Origin of the sequence: Paraburkholderia haematera (assembly GCF_905220975.1) — a bacterium.
Lineage (GTDB): Bacteria > Pseudomonadota > Gammaproteobacteria > Burkholderiales > Burkholderiaceae > Paraburkholderia > Paraburkholderia haematera.
In genome coordinates this window covers 344,156-363,041 of record NZ_CAJNBK010000002.1, presented here as the reverse complement: position 1 = coordinate 363,041, position 18,886 = coordinate 344,156, and the positions used below count along the sequence as shown (strand labels likewise).

General features: G+C 62.5%; 19 protein-coding genes. 6 read left to right on the top strand and 13 right to left on the bottom strand.

Annotated elements, in window-relative coordinates:
• Positions 1-4: 4 nt before the first annotated feature.
• From recJ to KHO23_RS05970, 4 genes are all read left to right on the top strand, one after another.
• Positions 5-1,711 carry a single-stranded-DNA-specific exonuclease RecJ gene (gene recJ / locus KHO23_RS05985; protein WP_211610113.1) on the top strand — a complete coding sequence of 569 codons (1,707 nt, stop codon included), beginning with the start codon at positions 5-7 and terminating at the stop codon, positions 1,709-1,711.
• A 208-nt stretch (positions 1,712-1,919) separates the two neighbouring features.
• Positions 1,920-3,024 (top strand): peptide chain release factor 2 gene (prfB, locus tag KHO23_RS05980; protein WP_211610112.1). Its coding sequence is split into 2 segments (ribosomal slippage): positions 1,920-2,000 and positions 2,002-3,024, totalling 1,104 coding nucleotides; the frame shifts between segments, so codons are not numbered across the junction.
• 123 nt (positions 3,025-3,147) lie between these two features.
• Positions 3,148-4,674: a lysine--tRNA ligase gene (gene lysS / locus KHO23_RS05975; RefSeq protein ID WP_211610111.1), complete on the top strand. Its 1,527-nt coding sequence runs from the start codon at positions 3,148-3,150 to the stop codon at positions 4,672-4,674.
• 330 nt (positions 4,675-5,004) lie between these two features.
• Positions 5,005-5,718: a glycine zipper 2TM domain-containing protein gene (locus KHO23_RS05970; RefSeq protein ID WP_211610110.1), complete on the top strand. Its 714-nt coding sequence runs from the start codon at positions 5,005-5,007 to the stop codon at positions 5,716-5,718.
• A gap of 124 nt (positions 5,719-5,842) precedes the next feature.
• On the opposite strand, the gene iscX is transcribed toward KHO23_RS05970, so the two are convergent.
• The 10 genes from iscX to KHO23_RS05920 form a co-directional block, all read right to left on the bottom strand.
• Positions 5,843-6,040: a Fe-S cluster assembly protein IscX gene (iscX, locus tag KHO23_RS05965; protein ID WP_028199498.1), complete on the bottom strand. Its 198-nt coding sequence runs from the start codon at positions 6,038-6,040 to the stop codon at positions 5,843-5,845.
• A 15-nt stretch (positions 6,041-6,055) separates the two neighbouring features.
• Positions 6,056-6,397: an ISC system 2Fe-2S type ferredoxin gene (gene fdx / locus KHO23_RS05960; RefSeq protein WP_097389705.1), complete on the bottom strand. Its 342-nt coding sequence runs from the start codon at positions 6,395-6,397 to the stop codon at positions 6,056-6,058.
• Between the two features lie 123 nt (positions 6,398-6,520).
• Complete coding sequence (gene hscA / locus KHO23_RS05955) at positions 6,521-8,392, bottom strand: Fe-S protein assembly chaperone HscA (RefSeq protein WP_211610109.1); 1,872 nt, start codon at positions 8,390-8,392, stop codon at positions 6,521-6,523.
• 156 nt (positions 8,393-8,548) lie between these two features.
• Positions 8,549-9,076 carry a Fe-S protein assembly co-chaperone HscB gene (gene hscB / locus KHO23_RS05950; RefSeq protein ID WP_211610108.1) on the bottom strand — a complete coding sequence of 176 codons (528 nt, stop codon included), beginning with the start codon at positions 9,074-9,076 and terminating at the stop codon, positions 8,549-8,551.
• A gap of 166 nt (positions 9,077-9,242) precedes the next feature.
• Positions 9,243-9,566 (bottom strand): iron-sulfur cluster assembly protein IscA, encoded by a 324-nt coding sequence (iscA, locus tag KHO23_RS05945; protein ID WP_211610107.1) that lies wholly within the window; start codon positions 9,564-9,566, stop codon positions 9,243-9,245.
• 174 nt (positions 9,567-9,740) lie between these two features.
• Positions 9,741-10,154, bottom strand: a complete 414-nt coding sequence (gene iscU / locus KHO23_RS05940) for a Fe-S cluster assembly scaffold IscU (protein ID WP_211610106.1) — start codon at positions 10,152-10,154, stop codon at positions 9,741-9,743.
• Between the two features lie 99 nt (positions 10,155-10,253).
• Positions 10,254-11,477 carry an IscS subfamily cysteine desulfurase gene (locus KHO23_RS05935; RefSeq protein WP_211610105.1) on the bottom strand — a complete coding sequence of 408 codons (1,224 nt, stop codon included), beginning with the start codon at positions 11,475-11,477 and terminating at the stop codon, positions 10,254-10,256.
• Between the two features lie 74 nt (positions 11,478-11,551).
• Positions 11,552-12,082 (bottom strand): Fe-S cluster assembly transcriptional regulator IscR, encoded by a 531-nt coding sequence (iscR, locus tag KHO23_RS05930; RefSeq protein WP_028199491.1) that lies wholly within the window; start codon positions 12,080-12,082, stop codon positions 11,552-11,554.
• Between the two features lie 130 nt (positions 12,083-12,212).
• Positions 12,213-12,710, bottom strand: a complete 498-nt coding sequence (locus tag KHO23_RS05925) for a low molecular weight protein-tyrosine-phosphatase (protein ID WP_211610104.1) — start codon at positions 12,708-12,710, stop codon at positions 12,213-12,215.
• A 246-nt stretch (positions 12,711-12,956) separates the two neighbouring features.
• The gene (locus KHO23_RS05920; RefSeq protein WP_211610103.1) at positions 12,957-13,196 is read right to left on the bottom strand and encodes a hypothetical protein; all 240 of its coding nucleotides are present in this window, start codon (positions 13,194-13,196) and stop codon (positions 12,957-12,959) included.
• Positions 13,197-13,465: 269 nt separating this feature from the next.
• Here KHO23_RS05920 and KHO23_RS05915 point away from each other — a divergent pair, with 269 nt between their 5' ends.
• The gene (locus KHO23_RS05915; protein ID WP_211610102.1) at positions 13,466-14,023 is read left to right on the top strand and encodes a hypothetical protein; all 558 of its coding nucleotides are present in this window, start codon (positions 13,466-13,468) and stop codon (positions 14,021-14,023) included.
• Between the two features lie 222 nt (positions 14,024-14,245).
• On the opposite strand, the gene KHO23_RS05910 is transcribed toward KHO23_RS05915, so the two are convergent.
• Together KHO23_RS05910 and KHO23_RS05905 are read right to left on the bottom strand one after the other, a co-directional pair.
• The gene (locus tag KHO23_RS05910) at positions 14,246-15,661 is read right to left on the bottom strand and encodes a lactate utilization protein B (protein WP_211610101.1); all 1,416 of its coding nucleotides are present in this window, start codon (positions 15,659-15,661) and stop codon (positions 14,246-14,248) included.
• 144 nt (positions 15,662-15,805) lie between these two features.
• Positions 15,806-16,528, bottom strand: coding sequence for a (Fe-S)-binding protein (locus tag KHO23_RS05905; RefSeq protein ID WP_211610100.1), 723 nt, complete (start codon positions 16,526-16,528; stop codon positions 15,806-15,808).
• A 180-nt stretch (positions 16,529-16,708) separates the two neighbouring features.
• Between KHO23_RS05905 and KHO23_RS05900 the strand changes: the two genes are divergently transcribed.
• Complete coding sequence (locus tag KHO23_RS05900; protein ID WP_211610099.1) at positions 16,709-17,515, top strand: IclR family transcriptional regulator; 807 nt, start codon at positions 16,709-16,711, stop codon at positions 17,513-17,515.
• A gap of 105 nt (positions 17,516-17,620) precedes the next feature.
• Here KHO23_RS05900 and pbpG read toward each other — a convergent pair whose 3' ends face one another.
• On the bottom strand, positions 17,621-18,814 hold the full coding sequence (gene pbpG, locus KHO23_RS05895) for a D-alanyl-D-alanine endopeptidase (protein WP_211610098.1): 1,194 nt from the start codon (positions 18,812-18,814) through the stop codon (positions 17,621-17,623).
• Between the last annotated feature and the right edge of the window lie 72 nt (positions 18,815-18,886).

Here is an 18,886-nt window from a genome sequence, read left to right as displayed (position 1 = left end):
CCGAATGACTCGAATCGTTACGCGCGCCGCTTCACCTGTCGACGCCGAAGTCCTTACCCGCCACGGCCTGCATCCGGTGCTCGCGCGTCTGTATGCCGCGCGCGGCGTGTGCATGCCCGATGAAATCGAAACCGGCCTCGCACGGCTCGTGCCGCCTGCCGCGCTCAAGGGCTGCGAAGACGCCGCCGCGCTGCTCGCCGACGCGATTCAGGGCAAGCGCCGCATGCTGGTGGTCGCCGATTACGACTGCGACGGCGCCACCGCCTGCGCGGTCGCCGTGCGCGGACTGCGCATGTTCGGTGGCCAGATCGAATACCTGGTGCCGAACCGCTTTGAGTACGGTTACGGCCTGACGCCGGAAATCGTCGCACTGGCCGCCCGCAGTGCGTCGGGCAAGCCGGAGCTGCTGATTACGGTGGATAACGGCATCGCCAGCGTCGACGGTGTGGAAGCGGCCAATGCGCTCGGCATCGACGTCCTAGTCACCGATCACCACCTCCCCGGTGACGAATTGCCGGCCGCACGCGCCATTGTCAATCCGAACCAGCCGGGCTGCACGTTCCCGAGCAAGTGCATCGCGGGCGTCGGCGTGATGTTTTATGTGCTGCTGGCATTGCGCGCGGAACTGCGCCGCCGCGGCGCCTTCGACGACGACTTCCCCGAGCCGCGTCTGGACGGCCTGCTCGATCTGGTCGCGCTCGGCACGGTCGCCGACGTGGTCAAGCTCGACGGCAATAACCGCGTGCTGGTCGCGCAAGGTCTGCAGCGGATTCGCAAAGGCAAGATGCAGCCGGGCATCGCCGCCCTCTTTCGCGCCGCTGCGCGCGACGCCCGCAGCGCCTCGGGTTTCGACCTCGGTTTCGCGCTCGGACCGCGCCTGAACGCGGCCGGCCGCCTGTCGGACATGTCGCTCGGAATCGAGTGCCTGACCACCGACGACATCGGCCGCGCCTGGGATCTCGCGCAGCAGCTCGACACGATGAATCGCGAACGCCGCGAAATCGAAGCCGGCATGCAGCAGCAGGCGCTCGACGACCTCTCGGCGATCGATCCCGAAGGCTCGAGCACGATCACGTTGTTCAATCCGAGCTGGCACCAGGGCGTGATCGGCATCGTCGCCGGACGGTTGAAGGAGAAATTCCACCGCCCGTCGTTCACCTTCGCGCTCGCCGACGACAGCGGCCAGCTCGTCAAAGGCTCGGGCCGTTCGATCTCGGGCTTCCATCTGCGTGACGCGCTCGATCTGATCTCGAAGCGCGAGCCGGGCCTGATCGTGAAATTCGGCGGCCACGCGATGGCCGCGGGCCTGACGATCGCCGCCGCCGACGTGCCGCGCTTTACCGCCGCGTTCGAGGCGGTGGGCCGCGAATGGCTCTCCGAAGAGGCGCTGTCGCGCACGGTCGAAACCGACGGTGAACTCGAAGACGCTTACTTCACGCCTCAATTCGTCGAAATGCTCGACGCCGCTGTTTGGGGTCAGGGCTTCCCGGCGCCGGTGTTTTCCGGCGAATTCGACATCGCCTCGCAGGCGCTGGTGAAGGATAAGCACCTCAAGCTGCAACTCGTGCGCGGCCGCCAGCGTTTCAACGCGATCTGGTTCAACCATACCGACACGCTGCCAGCCCGCACCACCGTTGCCTACCGGCTGGCCAGCGACACATGGAATGGCGTATCGCGCGTGCAATTGATCGTCGAGCACGCGGCAAGCTGAAGCAGTTGCCAGGCTGCTGCGCGCGCTGCTCCCATGTGCTGCGCGCGAGCGGCTCATCGGCAGCCCGGGTCCAGCCCGCTTCGCGCGCCAAGCGCCAAAAATCACCGCAAAATCAACCCTAAACCCGCGCCGGATCGCCGAAGAGCCTCCGGCGCGGGGCGCCGATCGGCTATAATTTCGTCTTTTTACGAAGCTATAAAAGATCGACATGGAAGCGGAACGTCTCAACGCGATCGAAGCCTCACTGGCGGACCTGCGCACACGCGCGGACTCGCTACGGGGGTATCTTTGACTACGACGACAAAGCACTGCGTCTAATCGAAGTCAACCGGGAACTCGAAGACCCGGACGTCTGGAACGACTCGAAGCATGCCCAGGCCCTCGGCCGGGAAAAGAAACTGCTCGACGACGTCGTCGGCAAACTCACGTCGCTCGATAACGACCTGCGCGACGCGCAGGACCTGTTCGACATGGCACGCGAAGAAGACGACGAGGAAACCCTCGTCGCCTGCGAATCCGACGCGCAAGGCATCGAACAACGTGTCGCCGACATGGAATTTCGCCGGATGTTCGCGAACCCGGCCGATCCGAACAACGCCTTCCTGGACATTCAGGCCGGCGCCGGCGGCACCGAGGCGTGCGACTGGGCCTCCATGCTGCTGCGCCAGTATCTGCGGTACTGCGAGCGCAAAGGCTTCAAGACCGAAGTGCTGGAACAGACCGACGGCGACGTCGCGGGCATCAAGAACGCCACGATCAAGATCGAAGGCGAATACGCTTACGGCTTTTTGCGCACCGAAACCGGCGTACACCGCCTCGTGCGCAAATCGCCGTTCGATTCGTCGGGCGGTCGCCATACGTCGTTCTCGTCGGTGTTCGTGTATCCGGAAATCGACGATTCGATCGAAGTCGACGTCAATCCGGCCGATCTGCGCATCGACACGTACCGCGCGTCCGGCGCGGGCGGTCAGCACATCAACAAGACCGACTCCGCGGTGCGTATCACGCACATGCCGTCGGGCATCGTCGTGCAGTGCCAGAACGACCGTTCGCAGCACCGCAACCGCGCCGAAGCCATGGCCATGTTGAAATCGCGCCTGTACGAAGCGGAAATCCGCAAGCGTCAGGAAGAGCAGGACAAGCTGGAAGCCGGCAAGACCGATGTGGGCTGGGGTCATCAGATCCGCTCATACGTGCTGGACAACAGCCGTATCAAGGATCTGCGCACCAACGTCGAAATCAGCAATACCAAGAGCGTGCTCGACGGCGACCTCGATCCGTTCATCAGCGCCAGCCTGAAACAGGGCGTCTAAGCGCAATCGGCGCGGCATGCATCGCATCGCTGCGCCGCATCTTTTTACTGCCTGAGGTTTTTACACTGACTGGCCACCCGCATGTGGGACACCCCGATGCGGGCCACCGAATACCAAATCATCATGACCGAACCGACCCAGCCTAATGCCGCGCCCGAGGGGGACGACAACAAGATCATGGCCGAGCGCCGCGAGAAGCTGCGCGAACTGCGTGAGCAAGGCGTCGCCTATCCGAACGATTTCCGCCCCACGCATCACGCCGAAGATCTGCAATCGCAATACGCCGAGACCGACAAGGAAGCACTCGAAGCCAATCCGCTCGAAGTCGCGATTGCCGGCCGCATGATGCTCAAGCGCGTGATGGGCAAGGCGAGCTTTGCGACCGTGCGCGACGGTTCGGGTCAGATCCAGTTTTTCATCACGCCCGCCGACGTCGGCCAGGAAACGTACGACGCGTTCAAGAAGTGGGACATGGGTGACATCGTCGCGACGCGCGGCGTGCTGTTCCGCACCAACAAGGGCGAGCTCTCGGTGCGTTGCACCGAACTGCGTTTGCTGTCGAAGTCGCTGCGGCCGCTGCCGGACAAGTTCCACGGTCTCGCCGACCAGGAAACGAAGTACCGCCAGCGCTATGTCGACCTGATCGTGACGCCGGAAACGCGCAAGACCTTCGTTGCGCGCACCAAGGCGATTTCGTCGATCCGCAAGTTCATGTCGGATGCCGACTTCATGGAAGTCGAAACGCCGATGCTGCACCCGATTCCGGGCGGCGCTGCGGCCAAACCGTTCAAAACGCACCACAACGCGCTCGATATGCAGATGTTCCTGCGCATCGCGCCGGAGCTGTATCTGAAGCGCCTCGTGGTCGGCGGCTTCGAGCGCGTGTTCGAGATCAACCGTAACTTCCGCAATGAGGGCGTGTCGGTACGCCACAATCCGGAATTCACGATGATCGAGTTCTACGCGGCGTACACCGATTACACGTGGTTGATGGATTTCACCGAACAGTTGATCCGCCAGGCGGCGATCGACGCGCTCGGCACCGCCACGATCAGCTACCAGGGTCGCGAGCTGGATCTGGCCAAGCCCTTCCATCGCTTGACGATCAGCCAGGCGATCCAGAAGTACGCGCCGCAATACACGGACGCACAACTCGGCGACGACGCATTCCTGCGCACCGAACTGAAGAAGTTCGGCGTGGACGCGTCGAAGCCGCAGTTCCTGAACGCCGGCGTGGGCGCGCTGCAACTAGCGCTGTTCGAAGAGACCGCCGAGTCGCAGTTGTGGGAGCCGACTTACATCATCGATTACCCGGTCGAGGTGTCGCCTTTGGCGCGCGCGTCGGACAAGGTCGCCGGCATCACCGAGCGTTTCGAGCTGTTCATCACGGGCCGTGAAATCGCCAACGGTTTCTCGGAGCTGAACGATCCGGAAGACCAGGCTGCCCGCTTCAAGAAACAGGTCGACCAGAAAGACGCCGGCGACGAAGAAGCCATGTTCTACGACGCGGACTACATCCGCGCGCTGGAATACGGCATGCCGCCGGCTGGCGGTTGCGGCATCGGCATCGACCGTCTGGTGATGATGCTGACCGACAGCCCGAGCATTCGCGACGTGATTCTGTTCCCGCATCTGCGCCGCGAAGACTGATCGCCGCGACGCTCGCCTCAACCGCTTGCAACAGAAAAACGCCCGGTACGAAGCCGGGCGTTTTTCTTGCGGTGCATGAAAAATACCGCATTCCTCAACCTGACAGTTTGTAACCGTCGGTAAAAGGTGCGTATCCGCCGCCGGGCCGCTGTTCTCCTTACCTGCCGCGGACCCGCAAATAATCAGGCGCCGCGCCGCACCTGGCGCGCTTTGATGCAAAAGAGCTGAGATGATTGCCCGGAAATGGTTACAAAATGAAACTTTCCCGGGATCAATTTGCCCGACACTCTGTCTCAATAACAGTCGACTCTGCTTCAGACGGAGGCCAATATGGATAATCAAGATACCAAACCCACTCAACAACGTCGTCTTCACCCGCTGGTCGCTACCGCTGCCGGTGCACTGATCATTGCCAGTCTCGCCGCGACCGCAGCCATCACAGGGCTGTTCCCGAAGGCGTCGAGCACCGGCGCGCAAACGGATCAGACCCAGTCTGCGCAAGTGACCACCCAACCGGGCGTGGTCGATTCGGCGGCGCCGGCAAATCCGGCTGCCCAGCAGGCAGGCGCGCAGCCCGCAGCACAACAGGCGGCGCAGCAACCGGCGCCTCAACCGGTCCCGTCGTCTGCTCAACAACAGCAGTACGCCCAGCAGCAACAGGCCCAGCCGGCACCGCAGTACGCTCAGCAACAGCCGTCGCAACCGGCCTACTGCTCGACCTGCGGCACAGTGGAAGCCATCTCGACGGTACGTCAGGAAGGTCACGGCACCGGTATCGGCGCGGTCGGCGGCGCAGTGGCCGGCGGCGTGGTGGGTAACCAGTTCGGCAGCGGCAACGGCCGCACGGCGATGACTGTGCTCGGCGCCCTCGGCGGCGGCCTTGCCGGTAACTCGGTTGAAAAGCACATCCGCAGCACGACGTCGTATTCGGTGCGGGTGCGGATGGAAAACGGCAAGACGCGCTACTTCACGTACCACGACGCGCCTCCGTTCCAGCAAGGCCAGCGTGTGCGGGTCGAAAACGGCACGCTCGTAGCAAGCTGACCGCTGGCAGCCTGAAAGACTCTCCAGGCATTAAAAAAGGCGATTCCAATGGAATCGCCTTTTTCTTTGCCGCAGCCGGAGCGGAATCGATCGCGTCCCGCCGCCGGAAAATCCAGCACCGTGCTCAATAATCCGCGTCTTCGATCCATGCAGCCTGAATTGCTTCAAGGATCTTTTCGTTCGACCGGTTCGGGTCGTCGTCGAATCCTTCCAGTTCGGTCACCCAGCGGTGCAAATCGGTGAAACGCACCTGCTGCGGATCGATGCCCTGGTGCTTGTCAGTCAGGGCCATCGCGATGTCTTGCGTATCGGTCCACTTCATGGCTGCATCCTCCAGTTAGTGATTTTCCTTCGCGTGATTAATTGAGTAGCGCGGGATTTCGACGACCAGATCCTGCTCGGCCGGCACCATCGCCTGGCACGACAGGCGCGAGGCCGGCTCGAGCCCCCACGCCTTGTCCAACAGATCGTCCTCGTCTTCCTCAGACGGCGTCAAGGCGGCGAAACCCTCACGCACGATCACGTGGCAGGTCGTGCACGCGCAGGACTTCTCGCACGCGTGCTCGATTTCAATGCCGTGTTCGAGCAGGCTGTCGCAGATGCTCTTACCGGGCACGGCATCGATCACCGCACCTTCCGGGCACAGTTCGACGTGAGGCAGCACAACGATTTGAGGCATACATTTTCCGTTTGGGTCTGCGGCACGGCGGCCGCAAACAGGCTCCGTACCATTTTACTGGCGCCGCGCGGACTTTTTAAGTCCACGCGGCGCGGTTCATTGCCGGCGGGCGCGCCGCAAGACTCAGATCTCGTCGAGCTTGCGGCCGGCCAGCGCGCGGCGAATGCCCTTGTTCATGCGGCGGGCGGCGAATTCGTCGGTGCCTTCGGCGAGCGTTTTGGTGGCGGCTTCGATCGCGTCGGCGTCGTCGCTTTGGGCAATGTTGCGCAGCGCGGTAAGCAGCGTGTCGAGTTCGGCGCGTTCGCTGTCGTCGAGCAATTCAGCGTCGGCGGCGAGCGCCGCGTCGGTCGCTTCCACGAGACGGCGTGCTTCCACTTGCGCTTCACGCAACGCGCGCGCGCGCATGTCGACTTCGGCGGTCGAAAAGCTCTCTTCGAGCATTCTGGCAATGTCGTCGTCGGCGAGACCGTAGGACGGCTTGACCACCACCGACGCCTCCACACCCGAACCCTGTTCACGCGCGAACACGGATAGCAGGCCGTCCGCGTCGACCTGATACGTGACGCGAATCCGCGCCGCGCCGGCCGCCATCGGCGGAATGCCGCGCAACTCGAAACGCGCGAGCGAACGGCAATCGTTGACGAGCTCGCGCTCGCCTTGCACGACGTGGATCGCCATCGCCGTCTGGCCGTCCTTGAAGGTCGTGAAATCCTGCGCACGCGCGACCGGAATCGTCGAATTGCGCGGGATGATTTTCTCGGTCAATCCGCCCATCGTTTCGACGCCGAGCGACAGCGGAATCACGTCGAGCAACAGCCAGTCGTCGCCGTCGGCACCGCGATTGCCCGCGAGCAGATCGGCCTGAATCGCAGCGCCAAGCGCGACGACCTGATCCGGGTCGAGATTGATGAGTGGCGGCTGGCCGAAGAACGACTCGACCGCGCGGCGAATCACCGGCATGCGCGTCGCGCCGCCGACCAGCACCACGCCCTTGATATCTTTCGTCGCCACTTTGGCGTCGCGTAGCGCTTTCTTCGTCGGCCCCAGCGTGCGTTGAACCAGCGCCTGCGTGATGGCTTCGAAAGTAGCCTCGCCGACGCTCAGATCGATCTGTGTGCCGTTCGAGAGCTTCGCCTGCACCTCCGCATTTGGCGCGTCAGACAACGCCTCCTTGGTCACGCGTACGCAGTCGAGCAGCAGACGGACGTCTTCCGGTGCGAGCGTGTGCGGCGCGATGCCCGCCTGCTCCAGCACGTGGCGATACAGTGCATGGTCGAAATCGTCGCCGCCGAGCGCGGAATCGCCGCCCGCCGCGAGCACTTCGAACACACCCTTGGTGAGCTTCAGAATCGACAGATCGAAGGTGCCGCCGCCGAGGTCGTAGACCGCGTAGAGGCCTTCGGAACCGTTATCGAGGCCGTAAGCAATCGCGGCCGCAGTCGGCTCGTTCAGGAGACGCAGCACGTTCAGGCCGGCGAGACGCGCGGCGTCCTTGGTCGCCTGGCGCTGCGCTTCGTCGAAATACGCGGGCACGGTAATGACGGCGCCGACCAGCTCGTCGCCGAGCGTGTCTTCGGCGCGCTGGCGCAGCGTCGCAAGAATTTCCGCCGACACTTCGACCGGGCTCTTCACGCCGTCGACGGTACGAATCTGCACCATGCCGGGTGCGTCGATAAAGTCGTACGGCGCGTTTTCGGCGCCTTCCACTTCCGCCTTGCCGCGGCCCATGAAGCGCTTGACCGACACGATCGTGTTGCGCGGATCGCTCGCGGCTTCAGCCTTGGCCGTGCGGCCGATACGGCGGCCGCCCTTTTCCAGGTACCGCACCACCGACGGCAGCAGCACATGGCCGTCTTCGTCGGGCAGCACGTCGGGCACGCCGCTGCGCACGGCGGCGACGAGGGAATTGGTCGTGCCAAGATCGATACCGACCGCGAGACGCCGCTGATGGGGCGCCGGCGCCATGCCGGGTTCGGAGATTTGCAGTAAGGCCATCTGGATCTTCTCGGGGCCGCTGGACCCCGTCCTGAATTTTCGCGTTGCTGGATGCGTTGCTAATTGTGTTGCTGCGGCTGCTATGGCTGCATATTCTTGCGGGACACCGGCGCGTACCGGGACGCCGGGACGCGGGATCGCCTGATCGCCGGACGGCTAGTTCTCGAGACGCTCGATCTGCGTGCCAATCTCCGACGCCACCCGTTCGATGAACATCAACTGCCGCACCGCTTCGCCCGCCGCCTGATTCGCGCCGCTGTCGAGCAGTGCGCCGAGCTTGTTGAAGCGCATGCGCTCTTCGTCCTGCAGTTCGGTCAGCAAGGCGTCGAGCGCGTCGACGTTCTTTGCCGCGGCAGCGTCTTCAATGCCTTCACGCCACTCCATCTGCTGCATCAGGAACGCCGGCTCCATCGCCGTGTTGTTGTGCGCGCCGACGTCGATGCCGCGCAGATGCAGCAGATAAGTCGCACGCTTCAACGGATCGCGCAGCGTCTGATATGCCTCGTTGGTGCGCGTTGCCCATTGCATCGCCACGCGCTTTTGCGCGTCGCCGGCCGCCGCGAAGCGGTCCGGATGCACTTGCGCCTGCACCGTGCGGTAGGCGTGATCGAGTACCGCTGCGTCGAGCGCGAATTGCGCCGGCAGATCGAACAGGTCGAAGTGGCTGTCGTTCAGCGAGACCATCGGATAAAAGGAGTCCGTTCAGGAAAGCGCACCGGAGTGCAGGCTAAAAACGCGGATCGAAAGCGCAGCAGGAATTCAACGACAAAGACGGCGACCCGGATGCGCGGATGAAACTAAAAAGGCGGCACGCGCCGCCTTTGATCCGCTGCACGCGGAGTGAGCCGATTTACACGCGGAACGATTCGCCGCAACCGCACTCGTCCTTCACGTTCGGGTTGTTGAACCTGAAGCCCTCGTTCAACCCTTCGCGTGCGAAGTCGAGTTCGGTGCCGTCGATATAGGCGAGGCTTTTCGGGTCGACAATGATCTTCACGCCGTTGCAATCGAACACTTCGTCTTCGGGCGCGAGTTCATCCACGTACTCGAGCTTGTAGGCCAAACCCGAGCAACCCGTGGTGCGCACGCCTACGCGCAGCCCGACACCCTTGCCGCGACGGTTCAGATACTTCTGGACGTGCTGTGCTGCCTTTTCGGTCAACGTAATTGCCATAGCGTTTCTCATTGCGCCGCGCGTGTTCGTCACTCGTGTGACTACTTCCGCGCTGCTACCCTGCCTGCATCAAATATCGCTCATGCCGGGCCGTGCCTTTCTGCTTGCACCGCCCGCTTCGACTCACTTAAGTGAGCACTCAAATGAGCACTCAACCACGCGCTCGACTGCCGCTTACGCGTGTTGCTTGTCGCCTTCGACGACCGCTTCACCGTGGCGTTGCTTGTAGTCGGCAACCGCTGCCTTGATCGCGTCTTCCGCGAGGATCGAGCAGTGGATTTTCACCGGCGGCAGCGCCAGTTCCTCGGCGATCTGCGTGTTCTTGATCGACATGGCCTGATCGAGCGTCTTGCCTTTCACCCATTCGGTGACGAGCGAGCTCGACGCGATTGCCGAACCGCAGCCGTACGTCTTGAACTTCGCGTCTTCGATGATGCCGTCCGCGCCCACGCGGATCTGCAGCTTCATCACGTCGCCGCATGCCGGTGCGCCGACCATGCCGGTGCCGACCGCATCGTCGTCCTTCGCGAAGGAACCGACGTTGCGCGGGTTTTCGTAGTGGTCCAGAACCTTTGCGCTATAAGACATGATTACACTCCTTGTTTCGTTTCAACCTGCATTCGTTGCTTGTTCGACGCAATCGCGACGCAAACGCGACGCAAAGCGCGACGCTTAAGCGTTGGCGCGTCAGTGCGCAGCCCACTTGATCGTCGAAATATCGATCCCGTCCTGGTGCATTTCCCACAGCGGCGACAGATCGCGCAGCTTCGAAATTTTGGTCTTCAGCAGGTTAATCACGTAATCGACATCCTGCTCCGTCGTGAAACGGCCCACCGTGAAGCGGATCGAGCTATGTGCCAACTCGTCGTTACGCCCCAGTGCGCGCAGCACGTACGACGGTTCCAGCGAAGCCGACGTACAAGCCGAGCCCGACGACACCGCCACGTCCTTCACCGCCATGATCAGCGACTCGCCTTCGACGAAATTGAAGCTGATGTTCAGATTGTGCGGCACACGTTTTTCCATGTGGCCGTTCACATACGTTTCTTCCATGTCCTGCAGACCGCGCAGCAAACGGTCGCGCAGCATGCGGATGCGTTCGTTTTCCGTCGCCATTTCTTCACGCGCGATACGGAACGCTTCGCCCATACCGACGATCTGGTGCGTGGCCAGCGTGCCCGAGCGCATGCCGCGCTCGTGACCGCCGCCGTGCATCTGCGCTTCGATGCGGATACGCGGCTTGCGACGCACGTACAGCGCGCCAATGCCCTTCGGACCGTACGTCTTGTGCGCCGAGAACGACATCAGGTCGACCTTCAGTTTTTGCAGGTCGATCTCGATCTTACCGGTGGCTTGTGCCGCGTCGACGTGGAAAATGATGCCCTTTTCACGGGTGATCTCGCCGATCGCCTCGATGTCCTGGATCACGCCGATCTCGTTGTTCACCGACATGACCGAAACCAGAATCGTATCCGGGCGCAGCGCGGCCTTGAACTTCTCGAGGTCGATGAGACCGTCGTCCTTCACATCCAGATACGTGACGTCAAAGCCTTCGCGTTCGAGTTCGCGGCAGGTGTCGAGCACAGCCTTGTGCTCGGTCTTCACCGTGATGATGTGCTTACCCTTGCTCTTGTAGAAGTGCGCAGCACCCTTGATCGCGAGGTTGTCCGACTCCGTTGCGCCCGAGGTCCAGATGATTTCGCGCGGATCGGCATTCACCAGCGCAGCGACGTTCTCGCGCGCTTCCTCGACCGCACGTTCCGCGTCCCAGCCATACTTGTGGCTGCGCGATGCGGGGTTGCCGAACTGCTCACGCAGATACGGAATCATCTTGTCCACCACACGCGGATCGATCGGCGTCGTCGCGCTGTAGTCCATGTAAATGGGCAGGTGGAGAGTGTCGTTGTTCATCAATTGCTCCGGGGACGTCATTGCTCTGGCTTCTGGATTCCTGATCAGGCTGCGGTGCGTTCAGATTGCCGCGCCTAGGAACCGGCCATGTTGAAAACTGAATTGGGCCCTTTCGGCACGACGCGGGCGGGTTCGACCGCCGGCGCCTCGTTGCGCCGGTCGCGCAACACTGCCGGCGCGCCTTCGCGCGAACGCTGCTGGTCGACCAGATCTTTCAGGGAGACCGAATCCAGGTACTCGACCATTTTCTGGTTCAGCGTCGACCACAATTCGTGCGTCATGCAGTGGCCGTCGTGCTGTTTGGTGCCCTCGCACGAGCCCTTGCCGCCGCACTGGGTGGCGTCGAGCGGTTCGTCGACAGCGATGATGATGTCGGCGACGGTCACGTCTTCAGCGCGGCGGGCCAGATTGTAGCCGCCGCCCGGTCCGCGCACGGACTCGACGATTTCGTGACGACGCAGCTTGCCAAACAGCTGCTCGAGATAAGACAGGGAGATATGTTGGCGCTGGCTGATACCCGCAAGCGTCACCGGGCCCTGCTCCTGGCGCAGTGCCAGGTCAATCATCGCCGTGACGGCGAAACGGCCTTTCGTGGTGAGTCTCATATAGTGTGGGAACCGCAATTCTCGACAAGTTTGGTCAAGTATAAATACATGAGTGAATTAGTCAAGTATCCCTATTGTGATTTGGGTCATTTGCTTAATTGCTGGATAAGGCAGCCGACGTTCGCCTGACTTACGCAACCAATTGGGGACGCAAGGCCGCGATCAGCCCGCGGCAGGCCGCTTCGCATTGATCCAGCACCTGTTCGAACCCTTCGGTGCCGCCGAAATAGGGGTCGACGACTTCGCGGGCGCCGCCCCAGCGACCATCCGCCTCCGGGACGAACTCCATCAGCAGGCGGATTTTGTCACGCTGCTCCGCCGGACAAACCTGGCGCAATGCGGCGACGTTTTTGTCGTCCATCGCGATCAGCAGGTCGAAGTGCTCGAAGTCGCCTGCCGCGATCTGACGTCCACGCAAGGCGGCAAGCTCATACCCCCGCCGTCCGGCCGCCCGTTGCGCACGATCGTCTGGCGGCTGGCCGATGTGCCAGTCGCCCGTGCCGGCGGAATCGACCAGAATGCGCTCCGCGAGCTTCGCCTCGCCGACCAGACGGCGCATCACACCTTCCGCGGTTGGCGAACGGCAGATGTTCCCCAAGCAGACAAAGCAGATGGACACGGTTTTCATCAGAGGCTTCCGGACGCTAGACGCCCGCGGATCAACGGTTAGGAAACAGTGCCGCGATTATACAAAGCTGCACCAAATTACGCCGGACACGGCGCGCTTCTGTCGGCATCCGGATTCACACACGGACGCCGCGCCAACTCAGCAAGGGCGATGTTCCGCCATAGACGCCGCCGCGCTGTCACCCGCTCCCGATCCGGCAGCGGCTGACACGATGGAATCCTGACTCACTATCTCGTCCCGCCGCGCTTAAGATGCCTGAGCCAGCGGCATTGCCGTCGCGGCGCGCACGGGTTTGGCCGGCAATGTCGACGCATTGTCGACCATGCCGTACGAGACGGCACGCGCCAGTTCCGCGGTCAGTTGATCAGCAGCGAGCGGGGCCTGGGAGGCACGCAAAGCGGCGTCGCCGCAAACGTGCAGATAGCCTGCCGCAGCGAGCGGCACAACGATGGCAAAGGGCCAGTACACCGATATTGTCTTTTTCATGATGTGTTTTCTTCCGATTAGGGGCTCGTGAGCTCGTGACGCACTATGCCCAGTCGAAATGCTATAGAAATTCACAATCGGGAAAAACCCACGGGCGCGAGATACAGCGTTGCTCTGGATGGAACAGTCCATTGGCCGCGTGATCGTCCACGACGGTTGACATGCGTCGTGGCACGAAAAAGAAATCCTTACAAACACATACAAAACTGGCGCGACGGTTGGCGATAATAGCTGTCTTATAGACATGAATATTCGCACTGGTCCTCGTGATGAAACGAATTGCTCCTCTTGCCGTGCTGACCGCCGCTGCCGCATTGCTCAGCGGCTGCGCAGTCTATCCGGATGGCACACCGGTGGGCAGCAACGGCTATGGCGGCGGTTACAGCGGCTATGACGGTTACGACGGCTATGCCACCGGCGTACCGGTTGTGCCGCAAACCAACGTCTACATGGGCTACAGCAACTATCCGGACCCGGGTTACTACGACGGGCCTGGCCGCTATTACGGGCCGGGGCCGGGTTATCGGGGTTACCCGGGCTACCCGGGTTATCCGGATCGGGGACGGCCGAATAACGGCAACTATGGAAACAATGGAAACCGCGGAGATAACGGCGGCTGGCATGGTCAGCCGAACGGGGGACCGCCGCCTCAAGGCGCGGTTGGCGGGCCGAGAGGACCGAGTGGTTCCAATGCGCCACGACCCGGGGCTGGAAGCCCGCCGCCCCCTGCGCCACAGCAAGCAGGCAATGGCGGTGGACGCGGCAACGGGGGCAATGCGCAAGCGAGAGGTAGTTACAGCCGCCAGCCAGGGATGACGGATCATTGATCCTGCAAGGAGGGGGCAGGCGTAGGCGCGGTATCGCGTCACGCCTCGCGTATCGGGCACATCCGGTGCGTCTGCCGCCGGGAGCGAATCTCCCTGGGCCACTGGCACCAGGCGAGTGGTTTCGGAAGCTTCAGCTAGAAATCACAAAGCCGGACGGACCGGCAGCCTCGCTCGCTCCACACATTCCATCCGCCTCGCAATTGCAACGACCGCGCCCCTCGCTCAGCCAATATGGCTGCGTTGCGCGGCGTACAGCTCTCTGAACGTACGGCCAACCGGCGCCGGCATATCGCGCGTATTGGTCCAGCCGGCGCCGCCCAACGGCAGCTTCGTAATCGAACGATTTCGCCCACCCATCTGTTCCAGCACGCGAACCGCCAGCTTGGTGAAAAGCGCATAAGCATCCGGGTGGAGCGCCAGGAAACCCCACACCGCGAGCCCTACCCGCTCGCGCCACGGCCGCAGGCGTCGCTCGACCTGCTTCTCGCGCAGCTTGCGCAGCAGATCTGACAAGGGAATGCCCACCGGACAGACGCTGTTGCACTCGCCGCACAAAGTCGCCGCCTGCGGCAGATCCAACGCTTTGTCGATCCCAACGTAGCTCGGCGTCAGCACCGATCCCATGGGCCCCGGATAAACCCAGCCGTAGGCATGACCGCCCACCTTCTGATATACCGGGCAATGGTTCATACAAGCGCCGCAACGGATACAGCGCAGCATGTCCTGGAAGTCGCCGCCGATTAACCCCGTGCGGCCGCCGTCGACCAGCACCACATACATATGCTCGGGACCATCCTGATCGCCCACGCCGCGCGGTCCGGTCAGCACGGAAAAATAGTTCGACGCCGCCTGCCCGGTCGCAGAGCGCGGCAACAGACGCATCGCCGTCGCCAGATCCTCCAGCGTAGGCAGCACTTTCTCGATGCCGGTCACCGCCACATGCACGCGCGGCATCACCGTGCACATGCCTTCGTTGCCCTCGTTCGTGACCAGCGCAACCGAACCTGTCTCCGCTATCACGAAGTTGCCGCCCGTCACGCCCATGTCCGCGGTCATAAAGTGCGGGCGCAGTACCTCGCGCGCTTCGCGAGTCATGTCCGTGATCTCGGTCTGACGCGGCCGGTGGTGCGTTTTCGCGAAGAGGTCGGCGATCTCGTCCTTATCTTTGTGGACGACCGGCGCGATGATGTGGCTAGGCGGTTCGTTGTCATTGATCTGCAGAATATATTCGCCCAGATCGGTTTCGATCGATTGCACGCCCATTTGCCCGAGCACGTCATTCAGGCGCATTTCCTCGGTGACCATCGACTTGGTCTTGATCACCTTCTTCACCTCGTGCCGGCGCGCGATATCACCGACGAGGCGTGCGGCCTCCTGCGTCGTCTCGGCGAACAGGACTGTCACGCCGCGCCGGGTCGCTTCGCGCTCGAAGGTCTCGAGCCAGACATCGAGATTTTCCAGCGCGCGATCGCGGCGCTCCTTGAGCGCCGCGCGGGTGGCCGGGAAATCGATCGCAGTCATGGCCGCGGCGCGGGCCGACACGAACTTGGTCGACAGCTTGGTGAGGTTCTGCTGGAGACGCTGGTCGGCGAGTTTCTGGCCCGCACGGGCCTTGAAATGCATGGATTGGACTTGCATGGCGGCCTTGAGCGTATTCGAGAGAGATGGGCGAGTGAAACGTGCGAGTGCGATGCGCGACTAAAGGGCACGAACGAAATGCGAACGAAGTGCGCGAAATGGCGTGTGCCGGATCAAGCGCGCCGGCCTGGGCGCCGCGACAATTTACGCGTCGCCGGCCAGCACCTGCGCGATGTGCAGCACGCGGGTAGTGGTATCGCCGGTGCGCCGCAAACGGCCTTCGATATTGAGCATGCAGCCGAGGTCGCCGAGCACCACCGTGCCGGCGCCGCTCGCGCTGATATTCGCGCATTTCTCGTCGACGATCGCCGTCGAGATGTCGCCGTACTTGACCGCGAAGGTGCCGCCAAAGCCGCAGCAGTGCTCGCAATCCTTCATTTCGGTCACCGCCACACCCACCTGCGAAAGCAGTTCGCGCGGCTGCGCCTTGACGCCCAGTTCGCGCAGCCCCGAACAGGAATCGTGATAGGTCACCTGGCCCGCGAACTCGCCCGGCTGCAATTGCACCTTGGCCACATTGACGAGGAAGTCGGTCAACTCGAACACTTTGGCGCGCAATCGGCCAAAGCGGTTCATCAGCTCCGGATCGTCCGCAAACAGGTCGCCGTAATGCGCGCGGATCATGCCGCCGCAGGAACCGGACGGCACCACGACATAGTCGAACTGTTCGAACTCGCGCAAGGTTTTCTCGGCCAGGTCGCGCGCGATGCGCCGCTCGCCCGAGTTGTACGCGGGTTGCCCGCAACAGGTTTGCGCAGGCGGCACCACCACCTCGAAACCGGCGCCTTCGATCAGCTTGATAACCGAAAAACCGATCTCCGGACGCATCAGATCGATCAGGCAGGTGACGAACAATCCGACTCGCATGAGCCCCTCCTTCGGGAAAACGTCCCTGATTATCCGCTGTTTGCCGCACAATACCAACGGCCGGAAGGCATAGGACGAATGCCACGTTAATTTGGAATTGCGCTTCCAACCGCTTCCCTTCTTTTCACCATACGGGATACAATCAATTTCCGCTGTTTGACGCGTCAACCGATTCCTCCCATGAGCGATACGAACCCGGATCCCAAAACGTCGATCCAGGTGATCGAACGCATGATGCGCCTGCTCGATGCACTCGCTGCGCATAGCGACCCGGTCAGCCTGAAAGAACTCGCCATCCGAACGGAGCTGCATCCGTCCACCGCGCACCGCATCCTGAACGACATGGTGATGTGCCGGCTGGTCGACCGGTCGGATCCCGGCACGTACCGTCTCGGTATGCGCCTGCTCGAACTGGGCAATCTGGTGAAAGCACGGCTGTCGGTACGCGACGCGGCGCTCACGCCGATGCGCGAACTGCACCGTCAAACCGGGCAGACAGTGAACCTGTCGGTCCGTCAGGGCGACGAGATCGTCTATATAGAGCGGGCCTACTCCGAGCGCTCCGGCATGCAGGTGGTGCGGGCGATCGGCGGGCGCGCGCCGCTGCATCTGACCTCGGTGGGCAAGCTCTTCCTCGCCGCAGACGAATCGACCCGCGTGCGGGCCTACGCTACGCGCACCGGCCTGTCCGGTCATACGCAGAACAGCATCACCGATCTGACCAAACTCGAACGCGAGCTGTCACATGTGCGCCAACAGGCGTGCGCGCGCGATAACGAAGAACTGGAACTGGGTGTGCGCTGCATCGCCGCGGGGATTTACGACGACACCGGCAAGCTGGTTGCGGGCCTGTCGCTGTCCGCCCCGGCGGATCGCTTGCAGGACTCGTGGCTGGGACAACTGAGCCAAACGGCGCTGCTGATTTCCGAATCGCTTGGTTATCGCCCGCAGACACCGCAGGAGCATTCGCATCCCCAGCACGCCTGAACCGGCTGCGGCCCCTCCTCCGCTTCAATAAAAAAGCCTCGCAAAAATGCGAGGCTTTTTTCTGGCCGGCCCGAAAACCGGCCGCTCGAGCATGTCAGGGCAATTTCAGGTGCCCGGACCGCCCGCATCCGCGCTGGTGATGCGCGGCTGATCGCCACCGTTGTCGAGCCACGTGCGCAGACGCGTTGCGTCCGCAAAGCGCGAATACTTACCCGACGAGTCGAGCAGCACCATGACCATGGGACGGCCGTGAATGGTCGCCTGCATCACGAGGCACTCGCCCGCTTCGTTGATGAAACCGGTCTTTTGCAGACCGATGTCCCACGTCGGGTTACGCACCAATGCGTTCGTGCTGTTGTAGGCGAGCGAACGCTTGCCGGTGTACACCTCATAGCTGTGATCGGTCGAGAACTTGCGGATCACCGGATACTGATACGCCGCGTTGACCATCTTCACGAGGTCACGCGCGCTCGACACGTTCTGGCTCGTCAAACCCGTGGGGTTTTCAAAGTGCGTGTCGGTCATGCCCAGTTGCTTGGCCTTCGCATTCATTGCTGCGAGGAACGCCGGACGGCCACCCGGGAAATAACGCGACAGCGCTGCGGCCGCGCGGTTTTCCGAGGCCATCAGCGCGATATGCAGCATGTCTTCACGCGAGAGCACCGAGCCCACCGACAGACGCGAGCCGGTGTTCTTCTCGTAGTCGCGGTCTTCGTCGGTGACTTCGATCTGGTCGGTCATCGCCTCTTTCGAGTCGAGCACCACCATTGCGGTCATCAGCTTGGTAATCGACGCGATGGGCACCACGGCGCGCGAATTCTTGTCGAACAGCGATTCGCCCGTGTTCTGGTCGATCACGTAGGCCACGCTCGAACGCAGCATCAACGCGTCGGGCGTGTCGTGCAGACCGAAAGCCTGGCCGACGGTTGGCTGACGCGGTTCGTACGCGACGCGGCGCACCGCCGTGTGGTGGCGACCGTTCGACGTGTACGTCACGCGCTTGCGCTTGACGCTCGTGCGCGGCGCGTCGTCACCCGCGGCGGCAACGGTCTTCACCGCTGCGCCTTTGGCGGCCTTCTTGCTCGACACTTTGTCGGCGGTGGCTGCTGCGGGCTTCTTCGCTTTCGCGTGTTTGGTGGTTTTTGCAGTCGGGGCGGGCGTATCTGCGGGCGTGGCCGCAAAAGCGCCGACAGGCGTGGCGAACGCCGCTGCGATGACCATGGAGGCGGCCACCGACAGAGCGGTGCTGCGGGCCGCGCCGTGGATCACTTTTAGCGACGAAAACATGTCGGTTTTCATGGGTGTTCGGTAGGGAGCGGCGAGAGGTTTCCGCAAGTGTAGTAAAACAACGAAAAATTAGCAATTTGAAGC